Origin of the sequence: Nocardia sp. NPDC060249 (genome assembly GCF_042728755.1) — a bacterium.
Lineage (GTDB): Bacteria > Actinomycetota > Actinomycetes > Mycobacteriales > Mycobacteriaceae > Nocardia.
Genome location: NZ_JBHXAQ010000003.1, coordinates 310,922 through 331,653, shown reverse-complemented (window position 1 = coordinate 331,653; position 20,732 = coordinate 310,922). Strand labels below are relative to the sequence as shown.

General features: G+C 69.2%; 20 protein-coding genes and 1 pseudogene. 9 read left to right on the top strand and 12 right to left on the bottom strand.

All coding sequences use genetic code 11. The annotated features are described in order from the left end of the window. Positions 1-226: 226 nt before the first annotated feature. A complete protein-coding gene (locus ACFWFP_RS15285; protein ID WP_379295437.1) occupies positions 227-463 on the bottom strand; it encodes a hypothetical protein in 237 nt (78 codons plus the stop codon). A 162-nt stretch (positions 464-625) separates the two neighbouring features. Between ACFWFP_RS15285 and ACFWFP_RS15280 the strand changes: the two genes are divergently transcribed. Then, positions 626-1,051, top strand: coding sequence for a cold-shock protein (locus ACFWFP_RS15280; protein ID WP_358071059.1), 426 nt, complete (start codon positions 626-628; stop codon positions 1,049-1,051). 57 nt (positions 1,052-1,108) lie between these two features. Here ACFWFP_RS15280 and ACFWFP_RS15275 read toward each other — a convergent pair whose 3' ends face one another. The 3 genes from ACFWFP_RS15275 to ACFWFP_RS15265 all read right to left on the bottom strand — a co-directional run bounded on the left by ACFWFP_RS15275 (position 1,109) and on the right by ACFWFP_RS15265 (position 4,380). Continuing rightward, positions 1,109-1,639 carry a DUF2771 domain-containing protein gene (locus tag ACFWFP_RS15275; RefSeq protein ID WP_379295435.1) on the bottom strand — a complete coding sequence of 177 codons (531 nt, stop codon included), beginning with the start codon at positions 1,637-1,639 and terminating at the stop codon, positions 1,109-1,111. Beyond that, complete coding sequence (locus tag ACFWFP_RS15270; protein ID WP_379295433.1) at positions 1,636-3,534, bottom strand: MFS transporter; 1,899 nt, start codon at positions 3,532-3,534, stop codon at positions 1,636-1,638. Before ACFWFP_RS15270 ends, ACFWFP_RS15275 begins: the two co-directional genes overlap by 4 nt. A 69-nt stretch (positions 3,535-3,603) precedes the next feature. Further along, entirely contained in the window at positions 3,604-4,380 is a 777-nt protein-coding gene (locus tag ACFWFP_RS15265; RefSeq protein ID WP_379295431.1) for a glutaminyl-peptide cyclotransferase, read from the bottom strand. 8 nt (positions 4,381-4,388) lie between these two features. Here ACFWFP_RS15265 and ACFWFP_RS15260 point away from each other — a divergent pair. Both ACFWFP_RS15260 and ACFWFP_RS15255 read left to right on the top strand, forming a co-directional pair. Further along, positions 4,389-5,237 (top strand): annotated as a pseudogene (locus ACFWFP_RS15260) (DUF3027 domain-containing protein); the annotation flags it as partial. Positions 5,238-6,097: 860 nt separating this feature from the next. Beyond that, entirely contained in the window at positions 6,098-9,562 is a 3,465-nt protein-coding gene (locus tag ACFWFP_RS15255) for a sacsin N-terminal ATP-binding-like domain-containing protein (RefSeq protein ID WP_379295989.1), read from the top strand. A 1-nt stretch (position 9,563) separates the two neighbouring features. Here ACFWFP_RS15255 and ACFWFP_RS15250 read toward each other — a convergent pair whose 3' ends face one another. Further along, positions 9,564-10,331 (bottom strand): TetR/AcrR family transcriptional regulator, encoded by a 768-nt coding sequence (locus tag ACFWFP_RS15250; RefSeq protein WP_379295429.1) that lies wholly within the window; start codon positions 10,329-10,331, stop codon positions 9,564-9,566. Between ACFWFP_RS15250 and ACFWFP_RS15245 the strand changes: the two genes are divergently transcribed. Beyond that, positions 10,309-12,333: a neutral/alkaline non-lysosomal ceramidase N-terminal domain-containing protein gene (locus ACFWFP_RS15245; protein ID WP_379295427.1), complete on the top strand. Its 2,025-nt coding sequence runs from the start codon at positions 10,309-10,311 to the stop codon at positions 12,331-12,333. The genes ACFWFP_RS15250 and ACFWFP_RS15245 overlap by 23 nt on opposite strands. On the opposite strand, the gene ACFWFP_RS15240 is transcribed toward ACFWFP_RS15245, so the two are convergent. Further along, positions 12,330-12,590: a DUF2530 domain-containing protein gene (locus tag ACFWFP_RS15240; protein ID WP_379295425.1), complete on the bottom strand. Its 261-nt coding sequence runs from the start codon at positions 12,588-12,590 to the stop codon at positions 12,330-12,332. The genes ACFWFP_RS15245 and ACFWFP_RS15240 overlap by 4 nt on opposite strands. Positions 12,591-12,658: 68 nt before the next feature. Between ACFWFP_RS15240 and ACFWFP_RS15235 the strand changes: the two genes are divergently transcribed. Continuing rightward, positions 12,659-13,090 (top strand): MarR family winged helix-turn-helix transcriptional regulator, encoded by a 432-nt coding sequence (locus tag ACFWFP_RS15235; protein WP_379295987.1) that lies wholly within the window; start codon positions 12,659-12,661, stop codon positions 13,088-13,090. Here the strand turns inward: ACFWFP_RS15235 and ACFWFP_RS15230 are convergent, their stop codons facing one another. Continuing rightward, entirely contained in the window at positions 13,091-13,492 is a 402-nt protein-coding gene (locus ACFWFP_RS15230) for a YccF domain-containing protein (protein ID WP_379295423.1), read from the bottom strand. 25 nt (positions 13,493-13,517) lie between these two features. Between ACFWFP_RS15230 and ACFWFP_RS15225 the strand changes: the two genes are divergently transcribed. Next, on the top strand, positions 13,518-14,321 hold the full coding sequence (locus tag ACFWFP_RS15225) for a TrmH family RNA methyltransferase (protein WP_379295421.1): 804 nt from the start codon (positions 13,518-13,520) through the stop codon (positions 14,319-14,321). Then, positions 14,318-14,617, top strand: a complete 300-nt coding sequence (locus ACFWFP_RS15220; RefSeq protein ID WP_379295419.1) for a DUF2537 domain-containing protein — start codon at positions 14,318-14,320, stop codon at positions 14,615-14,617. The genes ACFWFP_RS15225 and ACFWFP_RS15220 overlap by 4 nt, the downstream gene beginning before the upstream one ends. A 3-nt stretch (positions 14,618-14,620) precedes the next feature. Here ACFWFP_RS15220 and ACFWFP_RS15215 read toward each other — a convergent pair whose 3' ends face one another. From ACFWFP_RS15215 to ACFWFP_RS15200, 4 genes are all read right to left on the bottom strand, one after another. After that, positions 14,621-15,352 carry a DUF6928 family protein gene (locus ACFWFP_RS15215; RefSeq protein ID WP_379295417.1) on the bottom strand — a complete coding sequence of 244 codons (732 nt, stop codon included), beginning with the start codon at positions 15,350-15,352 and terminating at the stop codon, positions 14,621-14,623. A gap of 157 nt (positions 15,353-15,509) precedes the next feature. Beyond that, positions 15,510-16,538: a septation protein SepH gene (gene sepH / locus ACFWFP_RS15210; protein WP_379295415.1), complete on the bottom strand. Its 1,029-nt coding sequence runs from the start codon at positions 16,536-16,538 to the stop codon at positions 15,510-15,512. Positions 16,539-16,851: 313 nt separating this feature from the next. Beyond that, positions 16,852-17,973, bottom strand: a complete 1,122-nt coding sequence (gene serC, locus ACFWFP_RS15205; protein WP_379295413.1) for a phosphoserine transaminase — start codon at positions 17,971-17,973, stop codon at positions 16,852-16,854. 95 nt (positions 17,974-18,068) lie between these two features. Beyond that, a complete protein-coding gene (locus ACFWFP_RS15200; RefSeq protein ID WP_379295411.1) occupies positions 18,069-18,239 on the bottom strand; it encodes a hypothetical protein in 171 nt (56 codons plus the stop codon). Here ACFWFP_RS15200 and ACFWFP_RS15195 point away from each other — a divergent pair. After that, the gene (locus tag ACFWFP_RS15195) at positions 18,228-18,896 is read left to right on the top strand and encodes a TetR/AcrR family transcriptional regulator (RefSeq protein ID WP_379295409.1); all 669 of its coding nucleotides are present in this window, start codon (positions 18,228-18,230) and stop codon (positions 18,894-18,896) included. The two genes, ACFWFP_RS15200 and ACFWFP_RS15195, sit on opposite strands and share 12 nt — an antisense overlap. Positions 18,897-18,963: 67 nt before the next feature. Next, a complete protein-coding gene (locus ACFWFP_RS15190; protein WP_379295407.1) occupies positions 18,964-19,602 on the top strand; it encodes a hypothetical protein in 639 nt (212 codons plus the stop codon). 14 nt (positions 19,603-19,616) lie between these two features. Here the strand turns inward: ACFWFP_RS15190 and ACFWFP_RS15185 are convergent, their stop codons facing one another. Continuing rightward, positions 19,617-20,474: a polysaccharide deacetylase family protein gene (locus ACFWFP_RS15185; protein ID WP_379295405.1), complete on the bottom strand. Its 858-nt coding sequence runs from the start codon at positions 20,472-20,474 to the stop codon at positions 19,617-19,619. Positions 20,475-20,732: the final 258 nt, after the last annotated feature.

The following is a 20,732-nucleotide window of genomic DNA, read 5'->3' as shown; positions in this document are numbered from 1 at the left end:
GCTGAGAGAAACGGTACGACGGTCAGCGGCGAATGTCACTATTTGGTAACCGGCGGGTCCCGGTGGGTCTCGGGGTCGTCTCAGGGTGATCCCTGATGTGTCCGCGCAGGTAGTCGCGGTGCCGAATGTGCGCGACAGCTGTGCGCTCACTTCGTGACCGTGCCGTTATGTGACGAAGGTCACATGTTTGGCTGGATGACTTTCGGTGGGGTAATTGGTTGACGCATCAACGCGCGCGTCGGCCCGACCACAACGCGAAAACCAGCGCGAGCAGGAAGCCGACGGGTGCGAGCATCGCCAGGCCGTAGAGCCACAGTCCCGGATCGCTGTCGGACACGATCGATGTCACGAAGATCGCGATCACCGCCAGGATCCCGATACCGAACAGGACGAGGGCCACGCGCAGCAGGCGATCGCCGGAGCGTCGGGGAGCGGGTGAGGCCGGATCTGGTGAGTTCGTCACCGATGAACCGTAAAACTGATGTGCTCGCGATATAGCCACCGGGGTAGACTCGCACCACATCGCGTCCCGCCTTGTTGGGGGGCGCGTTCTTTTCGCGACAAGCAGAATTGTGTAACCCGGGCCACAAGGGTTCGGGTGCCGAATGATGAACGGGTGAGCGCAGTGCCGACCGGCCGGGTGAAGTGGTACGACGTCGAGAAGGGCTTCGGCTTCCTGTCTCAAGACGAGGGCGAGGACGTCTATGTCCGCTCGTCCGCGCTGCCCGAGGGCGTCGAGGGACTCAAGCCCGGACAGCGTGTCGAATTCGGCATGGCCGCCGGTCGCCGTGGGCCACAGGCGCTCAGCGTGACGGTGCTGGAAGCGCCGCCGACCGTCGCCCGCGATCGCGACCGTGGGCAGGCGCCCGCGCGCAAGGACGCCGGTCCGCGCAAGTCACCCGACGAACTGCACGGCCTGGTCGAGGACATGATCACGCTGCTCGAGAGCACCGTGCAGCCGGACCTGCGCCGAGGCAAGTACCCGGATCGCAAGATGTCCCAGCGTATTTCCGAGGTCGTGCGGGCCGTGGCTCGCGAACTCGACCACTGAGATTTCGCGCAACCGGCCCCGAACGAATGTCGTTCGGGGCCGGTGTCGTTTTCGGGCTCAGGACTCGCGAGGCTCGGGCTCGGGAGTGACGATCGACCAGGCGGCGTGCGGGATGTAGCTTTCCTGCCCGGTGGCGATGTCGCGGGCCAGGATCGGGAGCTGCACTTCGATGCCGATCAGGCGCAGGTCCGGTTCCGGCTTCGACTCGATGGTGAGTGCCCTGGCGCGGTCCGGGTAGTCGGCGAAGCTGAGCACCCGATCCAGCTGTTCGCCGCTGGGGCGCTGGTAGATCAGCTGGATGAGCCAGGGTGATTCGGAAACCGCGTCGGGCAGCGAGAGCTGCACGGGTTCACCGGCGGGGACCTCCAGCGGCGTGGTCTCGCCGTACCGGCAGTTCTCCATCCGCACCGTGCAGTACATGAACGGGTCGACGGTGATGGTCGTGCCGTGCGCGTACGCGGTGAGCTGCGGGCTGTGCGCGGGCGCCTTCGATACCGCCACCCCCACCCACACCGCGGTCACCGCGACGACCGCGAACAGTCCGGCCGCGACCAGCGCGACGATCGTTCGAGCGTTGAGCTTGCTCACCAGGTGGGGTCTCCTGTCCCTCTCGGATGGGTGCTTGGCACTTCCTGCTCGACGTGCTGGGGGCGATTACCGCCCAGACCCGGCAGCAGCGAGTGCCCGGTATAGCTGACGAACGTCTGGAGCAGTCCGGCCAGCAGGATCACGCTGATCAAGGCGAAACCCTTCCAGTACTCGATCGGCATCAGCACACCGGCCGCTCCGCCGACGACCCAGCTCAATTGCAGCACGGTCTCCGAGCGGCCGAACCCGGACGCGATCGACTCCGGCGGGAGGTCGTCCTGGATGGCGGCGTCGAGCGACACCTTCGCGAGCGCGCTGGCCGCCGAAGCCACCAGCGCGGCGACGGCGGCGCCGAACAGATTCCCGGTGAACGCGGCGAACAGCGCGACCACCGCGCACGCGCCGGTGCAGCCGAGCACCACCGGCGACGGCTTGCCCAATGGCAGCCGGGCGCCGGTCGCGTTGCCGCCGAAGTTACCGATGGCCGCCGCGGCGCCGACCAGCCCGAGCATCGCCGCCTGTTCGGTGGGACTGCCGCCCGATCCCTTGGCGACGAAGGCGATGTAGAAGGTGAGGAAGCCGGTGAGCACGCGGATCGAACTGTTGCCCCACAAGCCGGTGACCACGGCGCGTCCCAGCGGCTGACGCCGTTTGCGCGGCGGCACCGAGGACTGTTCGCCGCGGTGGATGACCTCGGTGTGCGCGTCGGGACCGTGGTAGGTCAGTGTCGCGGGGACCTCTCCCTCGGTCACCTCGACCCAGCGCGGAATACGTAAGCTGAGGAACACGCCCGCGACGGCGATGCCGGTGGCGAAGATCAACGCGCCGGTGGAACCGGCGATCATGGCGGTGAGCGCGGCCAGGGCGCCCGCGCCGATGGTGCCGCCGACCAGGCCGAACACGGTCAGCCGGGAATTGGTGCGCACCAGGTCGATATCCGGAGGGAGCACGCGTGGCGTCACCGCGCTCTTGAGGACGGCGAAGGACTTCGAGCCGACCATCATGCACAGGGCCAGCGGATACAGGCCCCAGGTGTCGATGTTGAAGATCAACAGCAGCGCGAAACCCGCGCGCAGGCCGAAAGTCGTCGCCAGCGCCAGCCTGCGACCGCGTTGCAGCCGGTCGAGCAGCGGTCCGATCAGCGGCGCGATCAGCGCGAACGGCGCGATGGTGATCAGCAGGTACAGGGCCACCTTGGTTTTGGATTCGGCGGTGGCGCTGGCGAAGAACAGGGTGTTGGCCAGGGCGACGGCGATCGCGGCGTCGAGCGCGAAGTTCGCCATGGTGGCGTAGGTGAGCGCGGTCAGGCCGGACTGGTCGGCGCCGTCGGCCTTGGCGGCGCGCTGGAAGGTGGCGATGCCGCGTTCGGTGAGTTCGCGGCTGCGCATGGCCGCGACCCGGGTGACGGTGAGTTTGCGGGGGACGCGCTGGTGGACCGAGTCGTCGACGCCTTCGTCGCGCGGAAAGGGACGGGTTGGCGCCGGGCCGGTGTCGCCCCCGGGCCGGTCGGAGCGCCCTTGCTCGTCGCGGGGGGCGGGGGGTCGGCCCCGATCGTCTACCTGCGGCCCGTCGTGCGGCTGCTCGGCGCGTGGTGCGGCCGGTCGGCCCCGATCGTCGAAGGGCGGACGCCGCTTCGGGTAGTCGTCCGGCGTGCGTCCGGCGGGCGCCGCGTTCGGCACGGGCGTGGTCGGGGCGGCCGGGTCGACGGGGCGGTGGCGTCGGAACAGGCTTTTCGACCGGACCGTCGGCGGCTCGGCGGGCAGCGGCCGTTCGGGCCGGGGGAAGACCTTGCGCGGTGCGCGCGGCGGGTACTGCCCATAGCCGGGGTGTGGGTCGGCGGCGGTACCGTCCCGGCGACCACGGTCAGGACCGGATGGATCGCGGGGCGTAGTCACAAGTCCAATTCTGTCGCACTCGGGCGGCGCGTGTTCACTCGCGCCGCGGCAATGTCGGCCACACCCGGGTTATTTCCCGACGAAACGCACTTCGAACATGCGGGGCCAGTACTTGCCGGTCAGCAGGAACCGATCGGTGCCGGGCAGGTGAGCGATGCCGTTGAGCACGTCGGTGCCCGCCCGTTCGGCGGGGGTGAGCAGTCCGCCCGCCTCGATGACGGCGAGAATCCGGCCGGTCTCGGGATCGATGTGCAGAATCTCGTCCGTCGGGTAGTTGTTCGCGTAGACCGTGCCGTCTTCCGCGCAGTCCAATTCGTTCGGCTTCGGATCGCGATAGCCGGACAGCGTCACCGAACCGGTCTGCGCGAAGGTCACCGGGTCGCGGAAGGTGAGGGTGCCGGTGCCGTCGCTCATCACCAGCCGCTGTGGCTGTGCGCACAATCCCCAGCCCTCACCCTGATAGTCGGCGCGACCGGTCTCGGCGAGGGTGACCGGGTCGCGGGCGATGGCGAAGCCGTCCTGCCAGGTCAGCTGCCAGACGATCGCGCCCGCCCTGGTCATGCCCTCGCCGAACACGCGCCCGGGCAGGGCGACGCGCGCTGTTTCGGCGCCCGTGCGCTGGTCGGTGGCCCGCGCGGTCGACACGCCCCACATTCCGGTGCTCTCGTAGCGGACGCCGTCGACCACTTCCAGGCCCTGGGTGAAGGCCTGCGGATCGTGCGGTGACGAGCCGATCACCTCGACGCGCAGGCGCGGCGGTCCGGGCTCCGCGGAACCGCTACAAGCCCCCGCGCCGAGCACACTGACCAGCGCTGCGACGGCCAACGAACTGCGATTGCACTTCATACGGCAAAATGTATGCCGTGAGCGCAGTATCTGTTTCGGAGTCCGGCGTGCGTCCCGTTCTGGCCGACGCGGCCGAGGTCGCACGTCGTGCGCTCGTCGCGTTGGAACCCGAGGGGGTCGGAGCCCATCTGGGGGTGAGCGCCGAAGACGAGACCGCGGCCACCCACCGGTTCGAGGCGACGCTGCCGGGCTACCGCGGCTGGCAGTGGGCCGTCGTCGTCGCCGCGCCCCCCGGCGCCGACCACGCGACGGTGAGCGAATCGGCGTTGCTGCCTGCCCTCGATGCCCTGATCGCCCCCGATTTCGTCCCGTGGGAACAACGGGTCCGTCCCGGCGACCTCGGTCCCGGCGATCTGCTCGCCGCCCCCGCCGGCGACCCCCGCCTCGTCCCCGGCTACGTCGCCACCGGCGATCCGGTGATCGACGAGGTGGCCCGTGAGGTCGGCCTCGGCCGCGTCCAGGTGCTCAGCCTCGAAGGCCGCGCCGACGCCGCCCAGCGCTGGTTCACCGAGTTCGGCCCCGACACCGAGATGGCCAAGGCAGCCCCCGCCACCTGCGGCATGTGCGGCTTCTACCTGCCACTGGCGGGCGCCCTGCGCGAGTCCTTCGGCGTCTGCGGCAACGCGATGGGTGCCGACGGCCACGTCGTCCACATCGAATACGGCTGCGGCGCCCACTCCGACGTGGTCGCGCCCAGCGGCAACGGATCCCCGCTGTACGAGGCATTCGACGACCACGCGGTGGATTTCGTCGAGATCGTCCGCCCTGCTGTCGAGGACGCGATCGACAAGGCCGCAACCCAGACCGTTGACGAAGGCTCGGCAACAGAGACTGCGCCCCAGACGCCTGCCGAGGACCCGGCAACAGAGGCTGCGCCCCAGACGACCACCGAAGGCTCGGCATCGGAGTCTGCGCCCGAGGCGGCTGCCGAAGGCCCGGCGACAGTGGCCGACGAGGTGACGGCCGAGCCTGCCGACGTTGATTCTGTGACGGCGGTTGTGGAGGTTGTCGCGGAGGCGTCCGCCGACCCGGCAATCGAGGTCGTGGAGGTAACGGCCGAAACGGTCGCCGCTGTCCCGGCGACCTCGGACACCGAGCCGAGTTCGGCTGACGCGTCGCCTGAGGTCGGTGAGGCTGCGGCGGAGCGGGCCGGCGGTCAGCAGGAAACCGCGGATGCCGAGGCGAGTTCGGCTGACGCGTCGCCTGAGGTCGGTGAGGCTGCGGCGGAGCGGGCCGGCGGTCAGCAGGAAACTGCCGAGGCCGAGCCGAGTTCGGCTGACGCGTTGACCGAGGTCGGTGAGGCTGCGGCGGAGCGGGCCGGCGATCAGCAGGAAACCGCCGAGGCCGAGGCGGTCGCCGCCGTGGTCGCGGAGCGTTCCGCGCTCGCCGAGGGCACGCTGCCGGAGTCGGCCGACGAGGTCGTCACCGCCGAAATCACTTCGGATACCGAGGTTTCCGCCGAGACTGTCTCGGCCGAACCCGCCGCCGAGACCGAAGCTGTTGCTGGGGAGGCGCCGATCGCCGAGGGCGCATCCGAGGTCGAAGACACTTCGGGTGCCGAGGGCGTATCTGCCGCCGAGTCCGGGTCGGGCGCGGAGGGTTCCTCCGGGACTGCCGATGTGCCCGCCGAAGGCGAGGCCGCGGTGTCGGGCGGTGCGGAATCCGGTGACGCGGCGCAATCGGCTGGTCTGAGTGAGCACGGATCGTCGGTGTCGCGCTGAACGGAGCGGGGGACCCGTTCGGTACCGCGCAGCTGCGGGCCGGAGTACTTGCCGCGTGGCGGGATTCGCCGACGCGGTTGCGCGAGGACAGCGCCAGCGAGGCGGATCTGGTGGCCGCGGGCTACCGGGATCGGTTGTTCACCGAGCTCGCGCAGAACGCGGCCGACGCCGCCGCGAAGGCCGGTGTCGCGGGTGAGCTGATCGTGCGGGTGCTGGACGGGCGGCTGCACGTCGCGAATACCGGCGCGCCGCTGAGTGTTTCCGGAGTGCACGCGCTGACGGCACTGCGTGCCTCCGGCAAGGCAGGCGCCGCCCAGGTGGGTCGCTTCGGTGTCGGCTTCACCGCGGTGCGGTCCGTGGGAGACGAGATCGAGGTCCGCTCGACGACCGGATCCCTGCGCTTCTCCCGCGTCGCCACGCTGAACGCCCTGCACGACACCGGAATCGGCATCCCCGACGACCTCACGACCATCGCGCCCCCGGTCCTGCGGCTGGCCTGGCCGGTGCCCACCACCCCACTCACCGGCACCGACACCGAAATCGTCGTGCACCTGCGCGACGACATCGATCCCGAGGCCCTCCTCGATTCCATGCGTGCCGAGGCCCCCGACCTCCTCCTGGAACTACCGGCGCTCCAGCGCATCCGAATCGAAACCGACCGATTCACCAGCGCGGTAACGATCCTCGCCGCCCAGGACCAGCCGCTCGAGGCCATCCGTTCCGGCGCCACACGACCGACCGCCGCCGCTGCCACCACCATCGCCGATGCCGTCAGCGCCCCCGATGCCAGCGACGGCGGCGATGCCGACGCCACAACAGCAGCCGACGGCTCCATCGTCGTCGACGAGTTCGGTGCCAGCGAGTTCGGCGTTAGCGTGCCCGGCGTCAGCGAGTTCGGCGCCAGCGTGCCCGGCGTCAACGTGCCCGGCGTCAGCGAGTTCGGCGTCAGCGTGCCCGGCGTCAGCGTGCCCGGCGTCAGCGTGCCCGGCGTCAGCGTGCCCGGCGTCAGCGTGCCCGGCGTCAGCGAGCCCGGCGTCAACGAGCCCGGCGTCAACGAGCCCGGCGCCAGCGTGCACGGTGCTGACGCGCCCGGGACTCTTTCTCAGCTGACGATCACCCTCCCCTCCGGCGTACGCCGAGCGTGGTGGCAGTACCGCACTCCCAGAGCCCGCTGGCTACTTCCACTCCGTCATGGCCGCCCCGTCGCGACTGCCCCGGACGTCCTGCGCGCGCCCACTCGGTCCGACGAGGAACTCTCCCTCCCCGCGATCCTGGTCGCCGATATCCCGATGCAACCAGACCGCCGCCGCCTCCTCCCCGGTGCCCGCCTCACCGAATTGACCACGGGTTACGCGGATTTCGCCCGCGCGCTCCCACCTCGCGACCGCCTCGTCCTGGTCCCGACGCCCGGCTTCGCCCGCAGCGAAGCGGACGCGATCCTGCGTGAAGCTCTCATCACCGAACTGCGCACCCACCCTTGGCTCCCGGTGTGCGCCACGCGCGACATCGCCGTAGCCGACCTCGCTGACTCCTCGGACCTGCGCCCGAGCGGCGCCGCGCCGGACAACGCTCCCGACTTCGAGGATCTCTTCGCGTTGGAAGAACCCGGGAGCCCCGGCGAGCGGCTCGCGACACGATCGGCCCGTGGCGCGTCGGCCCCGGAGGGCCTGCCGGATCTGGCGGCTCTCTTCGCATCCGACGAATCCGAAGCGCCCGGCAGCGACGGACGCCTCGCGAACGAATTCGCTCCACACAGCGACCCTTTCGCGTCGGATGAGCCCGTCTACGAACCGGCCGCAGCGGACGCACCGTGCAGCACACCGACCCGCGCGAGCGTATTCCCCGATCTCACACCGGAATTGGCCGTGATCCTGGCCGAGATCACCGGACCGCTGGTGATTCCGGAGCTGTCCGGCCGTGCCGGTCAGGACAAGCTGGCGGTCCTCGACGTCCATCGGCTCGGCCCGGCCGCGGTGGCCGAGCTGTCGAGCGGACTGGAACGCCAACCACGGTGGTGGCGGCGGTTCTACGCCGCCCTGGAACCATTCGTCGTCGATACCAGGACGGCCGAGGAATTCGGCGCCCTGGCCGTGCCGCTCACCGACGGACGGCTGGTCACCGGGCCGCGGACCGTGGTGCTCGATGATCAGCTCACGGTGGCCGTGCCGGTGCACTGGGCGCGCCTGGTGCACCCGGACGCCACACACCCGCTGCTCGGTCGGCTGGGGGCCCGCAGCGCGAGTTCGGACGACCTGCTCACCGACCCGGCGCTGCGCGACCTGCTCGAGCACGATCCGGCCGACCCGGACACGGTCGCCGCGGTCCTGCGGCTGGCTCCCTTCGCCTCTCATGGCTCGCTGCCCGACTGGCTCGGACTACTCGAATTGCCCAACGACACAGGCGAACTGAGCCCCGCCGACGAGCTGCTGCTACCCGGTGCGCCGCTGGCCGGGGTCCTGGCGGCCGACGCGCCCTTCGGCACCGTCGCCGATGCGGCCGTCGCGGAGTACGGCGAGCAGGCCCTGCGCGCGATCGGTGTCGGCTGGGGTTTCGCGGTGCTCACCGATCCGGAACCCACCGGCCCCGATCACGACCTCGACGACGAACAGGATTGGTGGAACAGCCTTTCCGACGATCCCCGCGAGCTCACCGCGGTACGCGACCTCGACCTGGTCGACGAAGACCGCTGGCCGGAGGCGTTGCGCCAGTTGCTGTCCGAGCCGCGCACCCGCGCCCTGCTCGCCGATCGCGACGGCTACACCGCCTGGTGGCTGCACCGCCACGCCCACATCGACGGCGTCCCGCTGGGCCGGCTCCACCACCCCGACGACAACGAATTCGACGGTCTCCTACCGGTGTTCGCGGCGATCGGCATCGAAGGCTCCGACCTCGATGCCCTTCGCCCCGCTCTCGTCCGCCCCGACATCATGTCGGCCGAGCTGGCCGAGGAGCTCCTCGACGCACTGGCCGATCCGTCGAAATCCCCTGCCCCCGAGGTGATCACCCGAACCAACGCACGTCTGGCCGCCGCGGTCGCGTCGGGTGCCCTCGATCCGCGCGAACTGGATCTCCCCGAGCAGATCCGCGCACTGTCCGGCGACGTCGTCGACGCGAGTACCGCCATGGTCCTGGACCAGCCCTGCTTCGGACTCGTCGTCCCGCCGCAACGCCTCGTCGTCGGCGACACCGCGCACGCTGAGGCGCTGGCCACCCTGCTGGATCTGCCGCTGACCTCGGAGCAGGTCAGCGCGGAGGTGCTCGGCACCGGCCGCTGGAGTACTTGGGCCGCGGAGCCCGTGGGTGTGGTGCTGCGGCAGCTGTGGTCGCCGCAGGACGTCAGCGGGGAGCTGGTACTGCACGAAACCCTCGAAGTGCATCTGCGCGGGGCGATCTCGGGGACTGTCCACGTGCCCTGGTGGTGCGAGGGCAACGTCACCCACGTACAGGTGCCGCGCGGCTGACCTATTCCGCGTGCGCGGCGATCATCTCGGCGAGCAGATCGAGCTGAACCTGCACGGACTCGCTGTCGTCATCGACCAGCCATCGCAGCACGATCCCGTCGATCACATTGAGCATGAACCGGCTCAGCGTCGTCACCGGCGTATTCCACCGCGTTTCGGTCGCCTCGCTGCAATGGTGGATCACATCGGCGATGGTGCTGTCGTTGAACCCGTACTGCTCGCGGGCGATCGCGAGTTTGGCCGGCGTCGACTCACCCTCGCGCAGCGCGTAGGTGGTGGTTTCGTAGGTCAGCAACTGCCGTTCGGGAGTGGCTTCGATGTTGCGCCACATCAGTTCCAAACCGCGGCGCACCAATTTCTGAAGTGCTTCTTTTCCTGTTCCGGCGTCTTCCCATACCGTTTCATCGGCATCGACGGAATCGCGCAATTCCATCGAGAGCGCTTTGACCAGCTCGGTCATCAGCGCGTCCTTGTTTTCGAAACAGTAATGCACCACACCTAGCGAGACGCCCGCCGCTTGGGCGACATCGCGCGTGGTCACGCCCGCCACGCCCTTTTTCTCGGCGAGACCGATCGCTGCCTCGATCAGGTGGGCTCGTCGTTCTTCGACGCTCAATCGGGAGGACACTGTGCGAGTTAAGCGCCCACGCCACGAACAGTCAATTCGCCGGTCCGCCAGAAAATCCTGGACATTTGACCAGTTGATGTGGTTGTCTCCGAAATGGAAGTTGCGAAGGAGTCGTCCGATGTCCCTGTCCCGCCGCACCATGCTCGCTGCCTCGGCACTGGGTGCCACCGCCCTGCCTGTCCTGTCGAACAGTGGAATGCCGGTCGCACGCGCGAATCCCGAGGGATTCGAATTCGGGCTCGGTAGCGCCGATCTCACGGGCCCGGCCGCGGAATGCGGCATGATGGGCTACTCCCAACTCGAACAGACAACGGCGGGAATTCATCTGCGCCCGCGCACCCGTGCGTTCGTGATCGGTGCGCGCGGATTTCGGATCGCGTTCGTCGCGGTGGAGAACGGCGCGGTGTTCGGCTCGGTCCACGGCGCGGTGCTGCTCGCGCTCGCCCGCCGTTTCGGTGACCGGTATTCCGAACGAAATGTCGTTCTCACCTCCACGCACACCCACGCCGGTTGTGGCGGTTCCGCCCACGACTACGCCTACACGCTGGCGACGCTGGGATTTCAGCAGCAGGTCTTCGACGCCGAGGTCGACGGAATCGTCGAGGCGATCGTCGCGGCCGACGCGGACTTCGCGCCGGGCGCCATCAGCCTGGGTCGCGCGGAACTGCACGACGCCAGCGTGAACCGCTCGCGGGTGGCCTTCGACCGCAATCCGGCCGCCGATCGCGCGGTCTTCCCCGAGGCGATCGACCCCGCGGTGACCACGTTGGTGTTCGCCAGAAAAGGTCGTCAGGTCGGCGCGCTCACCTGGTTCGCCACCCACAACACCTCGATGACCAACGCGAACCGCCTGATCAGCTCCGACAACAAGGGCTACGCGAGCTACGCCGCCGAATACCTCGAGCACGGCGTCCGCCACCTCGACGGCGCCGGCTTCATCGCCGCGTTCGCGCAGACCAACGCCGGTGACATGTCGCCCAATCTCGACCTCACGCCCGGCCACGGGCCGACCGCCGACGAGTTCGACAACACCAGAATCCTCGGCGAACGCCAGCACCATGCGGCGAAAAGGGCGGCGGCACAGGCAGCCGCGCAGCAGGCCGAGGTCGCCTCGATGCTCTGCTACATCGACCTCGCCGCGCTCACGATCGAGGGCCGCTTCACTCCCGACGGCGCCCCGCGCCGCACCTCCCCGGCCGCGGCGGGCGTCTCGCTGGCGGCGGGCAGCGTCGAGGACGGCCCCGGCCTGCCCGGCGGCCCGATTCCCGAAGGTGTGCGCAACCCGATGGTCGACTTCCTCGGCGGCATCGACCACCCGCACCCCGCCTGGCTCGCCGACGCCCAAGCCCCCAAGGCGATCTTCGCCCCGCTCGGGCTGATGCCGCCCGTTCCGTGGGTGCCGAATGTGGTGCCGATCCAGCTGATTCGCATCGGTGGCCTGTATCTGGCCGCCGCGGGCGCGGAATTCACGATCGTCGCCGGGCTGCGCGTGCGGCGCGCGGTGGCGGCGGTGCTCGGCGTCGAGCTGGAACAGGTGCTGCTACAGGGCTATTCGAACAGCTACCACGAATACGTCACCACTCCGGAGGAATACGACTCGCAGCAGTACGAGGGCGCTTCGACGTTGTTCGGCCGCTACACGCTGTGCGGGTATGTGCAGGAATTCACCAAGCTGGCGGAGGCGTTCGGGGCGGGGCAGCCGGTCGGGCGCGGTCCGGCGCCGCGCGATGTCTCCGCGTTGCAACCGAACTTCGCCGCGGCGCCGGGACCTGACGCGACTCCGCCGGGCCGCGCTTTCGGTGATGTCCTGGTCCAGCCGTCGGCCTGTCGACGCGGCGAACAGGCGGCTGTCGAATTCGTCTCGGCCCACCCCAAACACAATCCGCGCCGCGGTGACACCTTCCTGCACGTGCAGCGAAAGACCGCGGCGGGCTGGGATCGAGTGGCCAACGAAGGGGAATGGGACGTCCGCTTCCACTGGCGCACAGCGGGCGGCGCGGTCTCGATCGCCCGCTTCACCTGGGATATCCCCGCGACGGCCGAACCCGGCGTGCACCGATTCGTGCACTACGCCGACGCACTGGGCGCCGACGGCACGCTTCGCCCCGTCACCGGAACCAGCGCCGAATTCGCGGTGAGCTAGTCGGTGTCCAGGCCCACCTGGGCGCCCTTGTCGCCGCGTCGCGCGGAACGCCGCTGCGCGAGGAAGATCGACGACCCCAGCACGCCCACCACGAGCCCCATCAGGCACACCGGGCGGGCATCGGCCCAGCTCGCGTTCATCCACACGACCACGGTCGCGATGACCCACAGGGCGAAGCCACCCAGCACAACAGGGCGTGGGTCGACCAGGATTCGGGGCAGTTGAGGTATCTCGGGACTGACAGGTCCGGCGTCCATACCCAAACAGTAGCCGTGTGAAACCCGTCAGCCCAGCCGGATTTACCGTAGAGTTCTGCACTGTGACAATGCCATCGGACGTCCGTGCCCTGGCCGGTGATCTTTCACTGGCCGTCGTGCGGCTCACGAGACACCTGCGCGGACGCCGTTCCGATGCGCAGATCTCGCTTACTCAGCTGTCGGCTCTGGCGACGCTGGCCCGTGATGGCGCGATGACGCCCGGCGCGCTGGCAGGCAAAGAACGCGTGCAACCACCGTCGATGACCCGGGTCATCGCCTCGCTCGCCGATCTCTCCCTGGTCCAGCGCCGTCCGCACCCGACCGACGGCAGGCAGATCATCGTCTCGCTCTCGCCCGCCGGTCGCGCGCTGATCGCCGACGAGACCAATGCCCGCGAAGTGTGGATGACCGGTCAGCTCGCCGGACTGCGCCCCGAGCAGATCGCGGTGCTCGGGGAAGCCGTCGGCATCATGAACCAGATCGTCGCCGAATCGGAGTGATCAGCTCGATGGCCGCACCGCGTCGGCCGAGACCACCTCATGGCCGAGCGGGAACAGCGACAGCGGTACCAGCTTGAGATTCGCCCAGGCGAACGGCAGGCCGATGATCGTCACCGCCAGCGCGATGCTGGTGAACACATGCCCGAGCGCCAGCCACCAGCCCGCGAAGACGAACCAGATCACATTGCCGATCAGCGAGCCCGCGCCCGCGCCGGGTTTGTCGACGACTGTGCGGCCGAACGGCCACAGCACGTACCCGGCCAGGCGTAGTGAGGCGATGCCGAACGGGATGGTGACGATCAGGATGAAACAGATCAGTGCCGCGAGCAGGTACCCCAGCGCCATCCAGAACCCGCACAGCACCACCCACAGCACGTTCAAGATCAACTGGACAATCTTCATGCTTCCAGCATGCCAGGATTAGCCGGTGGCCGAAGTGATCGATATCGACGACCCCACCGACCCGCGCGTCGACGACTTCCGTGACCTGTCCAATGCCGACCGCAGGCCGGACCTGCCGGGCCGAAAAGGCCTGGTCATCGCCGAGGGCGTAGTGGTGGTGCAGCGAATGCTCGACTCACGGTTCGCCCCGAGCGCCCTGCTCGGTGTCGGGAAGCGCTTCGAGACCCTCGCCGGCGATCTCGCCGATCGCGATCTGCCGTACTACCGCGCGAGCGCGGAGGTGATGGCCGAGGTGGTCGGCTTCCATCTCAATCGCGGGGTACTCGCCGTGGCGCCGCGTCCGGCGGAGCTCACCGTCGACGAGGTGCTCGACGGCGCCCGCACGGTAGCGGTCCTGGAAGGGGTCAACGACCACGAGAACCTGGGTTCGATGTTCCGCAACGCCGCCGGGCTCGGCGCGGACGCGGTGCTGTTCGGCGACCGGTGCGCCGATCCGCTCTATCGGCGGGCGGTACGGGTGTCGATGGGGCATGTGCTCCGGGTGCCCTTCGCGCAACTGCCACAGTGGCCGGAAAGCCTGGATCTGCTGCGGAACAAGGGTTTCCAGATCATCGCGTTGACACCGAACCCCGCGGCGGCGAATCTGGCGACGGCGATGACGGGGGAGAAGGTGGCGCTGCTGCTCGGCGCCGAGGGGCCCGGCCTGACCGAGGAAGCCATGCGCGCCACCGATGTTCGCGCGCGCATCCCGATGTCACCCGGCACCGATTCGCTCAACGTCGCGACCGCGGCGGCGATGGCGTTCTACGAACGAGTGCGCACATCATGAGCCAGGAATGTGAGGGACCGTATCGGGCGCAAGCGGATTCGGTGCCGTGGGCGGCCGGCGGCACCGTGGTCGTGCTGGTCGCGCTGCTCGGCGGGGTCGCGGTCTACGCCTTCGGATGTGCGCTGGCCGCGGTCAATCCGCTGCTGGCGATCGCGGTGAACGTGGTGGCGGCGGTCGGGGTGGCGCCGACCGCGTGGCGGTGGCGCTTCACACCGGTGGTGCGGTGGGTGCTGGCCGGTGCGGCCGGGGCGGTGGTGCTCGGCTGGATCGCGGTGATCGTCGACCAGCTCAGCTGAGGCTCACACCACCCGATCGGCACTGCGCAGCCATCCGAAGAGACCGCGCTTGCGCCGCGTCGCCGCACCGGGCCGACCGACCGGCGCGCGTTTCTGCTCAGGGGCCTGGCCTTTCGGATACAGCGTGAAACCGCAGACCGCCAGGTCGCCGGGGGCAAGTCGGCCGGAAGACGCCGGTGCCAGGTAGCGGAAACCGAGCCATTCGTCATTGGCGGCGTCGGCGAAATCCGGTGGATCGAACGGCAGCGACTGCGGTTCGGGATGGTCCGAACCCCGCCATGGCACCGGATGCTCACCCGCCCAGAAGGTGCGCTCCCAGACCATCGGAAGCCCTTCGTTCTCGAGAATGTCCACCCGGGTGGAACTGAACGAGCGCCGGAACTCCCCACGCTCCCAATGCGCGAACGCACCCCAGTGCAGTGTCGCGTCGTAGGACACGAGATAGGTGTGCTCGGAAGCGAGCGGGCGCACCAGCAGATCGGGCAGCTTCGTCGGATGAACCAGCGCGGCCTCGGCCGTGCACACCACGGTCAACCCGGGGTAGCACCCGATATAGACCTCGTCCCGATCCGGAGCGGCGCACCCGGCCAGCGTCCCGACCATGTGCGGGCGAACGTCGTGGTCGCCGTACAGCTGCCCGGCCAACGCCGCCGCCGCGACAGGATCGGATTCGATAGTCCCGGTCAGCACCGCCACCGGATCAGGCGTATCGACATACCAGAGCGTAGAAGCCACTGTCCCGCCTCTCCGGGTATTCAAGCCAGACTCAGGTGGGTGGCTCGACGGGGTCGGCGGCTGACGGTTGGCGGACGTGGTACGTCAGTTCGTTCCCGACGAGTTACCCATGTTCTTGCGCGATATGGCGACCGGGCCCCGGACCGTCCGCATGCTTTCAGTTGCCGGAGCTGCGTACGCCCAACAGGACGTCTTCCCATGAAGGCATGGGCGCCTTGCCGCGCTTGGTGCGCGCGGGCTTCGGTGCGGGCTTCTCGGCGACCGGCTCCTCGGCGGGCTTCTCCGCTTGGGCCGCAGGCTGGCTCGGCGTGGCGGGAACAGCGGGCTTCGGTGCGGCGGGTTTCGGCGCAGCCGGGATCGGCGTGGCGGGGATCGGTGCCGCGGGGATGGGCGCGGCCGGAATCGCCGCCGTCCCACCGCCTGCCGCGACCTGACGCGGTTCGTAGTACTCGTCGACGTTCGGTGCCGGACGACTCTGCGGACGCGCGGCGGGTGCGGCGATCTGCTCGCGCGGGCGCGGCTCCACCGGGGTGGGCGGTTCGAGCACCGGCGAGGCGGCAGGGACCGGCGTGGGCAGGATCGTCGCCAGCCCACGCAGCGCGCGGCCGAAGTCGGGATCGATCAGGTCGTTGGCCGGGTCGTCGAGCGGGGACACCGAGCCGCCGTGCGCGTCGGGCTGGTAGCGCCAGTGCGCGGCGATCTCGGAGTGACCGTGGCGCCACTGCAATTGGGCGACCCAGAAACCCTTTTCGTCTTTCCAGGCGTCCCACTCGGCCTGCTCGATGGTGTGGCCGCGCTCGGCGAAGGCCGCCGTGACGATCTCGTGCAGCGTTTCCACCGAGGGGCCGTCGGGCCGCACCGGGTGCGCCTTCTGCGCCAATTCGGCGGCGCGCGCACGCTCGAGCAAGACGGGGTAGGCGAATCGTTCGACTTTGGATTCCGGCATGCCGGACTCTGCCGTGACCTGCTCGACGGACGCTCCAGCGCGAATACGGGCCTGAATATCGCGAGGACGCATAGTCGCCTCCGTTTCGATCTCGATCTGGCCGAATCGTGCGAGGTCGCCGCGCGCCGCCGCGCGGAGCTTGTCGTCGGCGGGCAACCGGAACTTGGTACCGGACTCGGTGTCGCTGCACACGATGTGCGTGGAGTCGGGCGTCACCCCGATCACTCGAAGTTCACGCACCGTTACCTCCCTATCGCGTCGGCTACGACACCGCCCACTTTCCTAGACAGTAGTGCACATTACTTGGCCGCCGCAGCAGACACGCACGACTTAAATCGCACGCCTTGGCTGCCCAGGGGGCTAATCTGAGCGGCTCACCGTACGAATTCCGCTTGTGTACAGGCGTTTTGGTGATAGATCAACATCAAATCTCGGTACCGAGATCTGTCGAAACTCGGCGAATATTGCGAATGTGTGCAGTCATGGCAAAGAAGGGCCGGTGTGCCGCGAACCGAAAGAGTTCGCCGCACACCGGCCCGATGTCGGTCTTATCTCAGAGCTGACCGACGACCCAGTCGATCGAACGGGTCAGCTGCGAAACATCTTCCGGGTCGATCGCCGGGAACATGCCCACACGCAGCTGGTTACGGCCCAGCTTACGGTAGGGCTCGGTGTCGACGATGCCGTTGGCGCGCAGGATCTTGGCGACCTGGGCCGCGTCGACCGCGTCGTCGAAGTCGATGGTGCCCACGACCTGCGAGCGGTGCGCGGGGTCCGACACGTACGGGGTGGCGAAGGAGCTCGACTCGGCCCACGAGTACAGCCGCGAGGACGAGTCCAGGGTGCGCTTCACGGTCCAGTCGAGGCCGCCGTTGGCGTTCATCCACTCGATCTGGTCGGCGAACAGCAGCAGGGTGGCCAGCGCCGGGGTGTTGTAGGTCTGGTCCTTGGAGGAGTTGTCGACCGCGATCGGCAGCGACAGGAACTCCGGGGTCCAGCGACCCGATTCCTTGATCTCGGCGACGCGGGCCAGCGCGGCCGGGCTCATGATCGCAATCCACAGGCCACCGTCGGCGGCGAAGCACTTCTGCGGGGCGAAGTAGTACACGTCGGAGTCGGCGATGTTCACCGGCAGACCGCCCGCGCCGGAGGTGGCGTCGATGGCGATGAGGGCGTTCTCCGAACCGACCGGACGCGAAACGGGGATGGACACACCGGTGGAGGTCTCGTTGTGGGCCCAGCCGATGAGGTCGACCGAGGGGTCCGACACGGGCTCGGGCGCGCTGCCCGGCTCGGCCTTGACGACGATGGGGTCGCCGATGAAGGGGTTGCCCTTGGCCACCGAGGCGAACTTCGAGGAGAACTCGCCGTTGGTCAGGTGCAGCGAACGCTCGCGGATCAGGCCGAAGGCGGCGGCATCCCAGAACGCGGTGGTGCCACCGTTGCCGAGCACGACCTCGTAGCCGTCGGGCAGGGAGAACAGGTCACGCAGGCCGTTGCGAACGCGGGCGACCACGTCCTTGACCGGCTTCTGGCGATGCGAGGTACCGAAGACCGAGGCGCCGACAGTCACCAGGGACTGCAGCTGCTCCGGGCGGACCTTGGAGGGGCCGCAGCCGAACCGTCCGTCGGCGGGCTTGAGGTCAGCGGGAATTGTCGGGAACGCACTGGTCATGGGGGCGAGTTTAGTGGTCGGCCGAAGCTCGTACGCGCACGGGGGCGGGTCGGGAAGTGGCTGTGAGACGGCCCACTCGCGTTCGCCGCCGATCCTCAGCGCACGCCGGTCATGAAGTCGGCCAGCCCGAACGGCGCGCTGTCGGCGATACACAGGTCGAGGGTGGGCGGTGCCAGGTGCGCGGCGTCGCCGAGCAGGGTGACACTGCGGGGGCGAGTGTGGAACGGTGTTCCAGAAGTGTCAAGATGGTGTGCATGGCGACACACACCCAGCGGACCCGGCGCGCCGACGCGCTGTCGAAGCAGCGGATCGTCGACGCCGCGATCGAGATCCTCGACGCCGGCGGCGAGCGCGCGCTCACCTTCCGTGCGCTGGCCTCGCGGCTGGAGACCGGCAGCGGGGCGATCTACTGGCATGTCGAGAACAAGAGCGACCTGCTCGTCGCCGCGTCCGACGACGTCATCGCCCGTGTCCTCGCGAGCACGGACGGCAACGTGGAGCCCTTCACCGCGATCCGTGCCGTCGCGCTCGGGATGTTCGACGCGATCGACGCCCACCCATGGGTGGGCGCCCAGCTCGTCCGGGAGCCGTGGCAGCTGGCGATGCTGAAGATCTATGAGCGGGTCGGCGCGCAGTTGCGGATACTCGGCGTCCCCGAGCGGTCGCTGTTCTATGCCGCGTCCGCGCTGGTGAACTACATCCTCGGCGTCGCCGGGCAGAACGCGGCGAACGCTCGGCTCGACGCGCACGAGGGAGACCGCTCGGCTTTCCGCGGGGCCGTCGCCGCCCGCTGGACACAGCACGATCCGGCGCAATTCCCGTTCGCCCACCAGATCGCCGAGCAGCTGCGCGAGCACGACGATCGCGAACAATTCCTCGCCGGAATCGATTTCATCCTCGCCGGGATCGCCGCCCTCGGCTGACCACGCGGCCGCGGTGAGTGCGGGGAATTTGCCCTTGCGCGAAGGGCGTTCGCATTACCCTTCTGCCATGAGCCTCGTTGTGGCCGACTCGGGTCGGACCCTGCTCGACCGGTGTGTGTGGGCTTTCGGGCGGCGGCCGGGATTGCTGTCCGAGGGAGCGCGGCGGGAACTGCTGATCAGGGGGCTGCCCGCGATGGCGAGCGTGCTGTCGGTCCGGACGCGCCGGGGGGAGGGTGGCTATCGGTTCAGCGTGCGGGTGGCGGTGCCGGGGGAACTGGCCTACGACGCGCGGGTCCGGCAGCGGGTGCGTAGCCAGGATCTGGAGTGGATGCAGACCGGCGACGTGGTCGGTTGTCGAGTAGATCCGGGGGACCGGGAGCGAGTGGTGCTGTTCGTGCCCGAGGTACCGGAGTCGGGGCGCAAGGCAGCGGCCAAGATCTTGGCGAACGGTCGGCGGGCCGAGGCGACGGTGCTCGCGGTGGCGCCGATCGCCGCTGATTACACCGGGCGCGACGATCCGGTGCTCCGGCTCGATCTGGAGATGCGGGCCTGGGACGAGCCGTTGCCGTGGCGGGTGCGGTTGATCCAGCCGGTGCCGCTCTCGGCGGTCGGGCAGATCGAACTCGGTACGCGCTTGGCGGCAGCGTTCTTCACCGTCGACCGGGGGGCCTCGGTCGCGATCGATTTCGCGGCGCTGACGCGCTGAGCGCCGCAGCTGCGCTACAAGTGGACGAACGTGAAGCCCGCTGCCCGCAGGGCCGGTAGCGCCGCGGCCATCCCGGCCGCGGTCCCCGATCGGGGACGGTGCATATGCGCGAGCGCGATGCCGCCGGGAGTGGCCGCGCTCATCGCCCGCTGCACCTGTGCCGCCGACGCGGTCGCCCCGAAGTCGGCATTGACGGTGAAACCCAGTGGGATCTCGCCCAATTCGTGCACGACCGCGACGGCCACCTCGTCGTAGTGCGCGGTGCCCGCGCGAAAGAATCGCGGTGCGCGGCCGGTGAGCTCGATGATCCGCTGATGGTTGTCCCAGACCTCGTAGGCGGCCTCCTCGGCGGAGGCGGTGCCCGCGACCCGGTAGACGGACCGCCCGGACACCGAGAGGGGCTTGTGCGCGCTACCGTGATTGGCCAGTTCGAACAGCGGATTCGCCGCGAGTCGCCGCACCCGCGCCGGGTCGGCGTCGACCCAGCGTTTGTTGAGGAACAGGGTGGCCGGGATCTGCTCGGCGGTGAGCAGGTCGATCAGGGCCTGGTCGATCTCACTGTTGCCGGGACCGCCGCACGCGTCGAACGTGAGCGCGAACTGTTTGCCGGATACGGGGAAGCTGCTGGTGATGCCCGCCAGCTCCACGCCCCATGACTGCGGGCGCGCGCCGGCGTGCCGGGCGGCGACAGCGGCGGGGGAGACCGGGGGTGGGGGTATGACATTCGAGATCGGGCGAACAGGCGCGATGTCGTCCTGCACCTGCGGCGCGGCCGAATCTCCTTGTGCCACACTGCATCCCGCGAGAAAGCCCATCGCGAGCGCGGTGCCGACGCCGAACATCGCGCGTCGGGAGATACCCGCGTTGTGCACAGCCCACCTCTGTCGATCAACTCGACAGAACCGTACCGCCGAGAGCTATCACCCGTCCGGATTTCAGGCCGTCCGGATCGCGCCGGCAGATCATCACGCCGCGAGTTTGCCGACAGCCGAACTGCCGGTAGCTCGAAAACGACCGGGCGTGGGCACCCCCCGATGGGGGGGGCCCCCGGGGGGGGGGGGGGGAAGGGGCCGGTTGCCGCGGGGGGGGGCCCCCCCCGAACCACCGCCGGCGGGCGCCGGCCGGGGCCC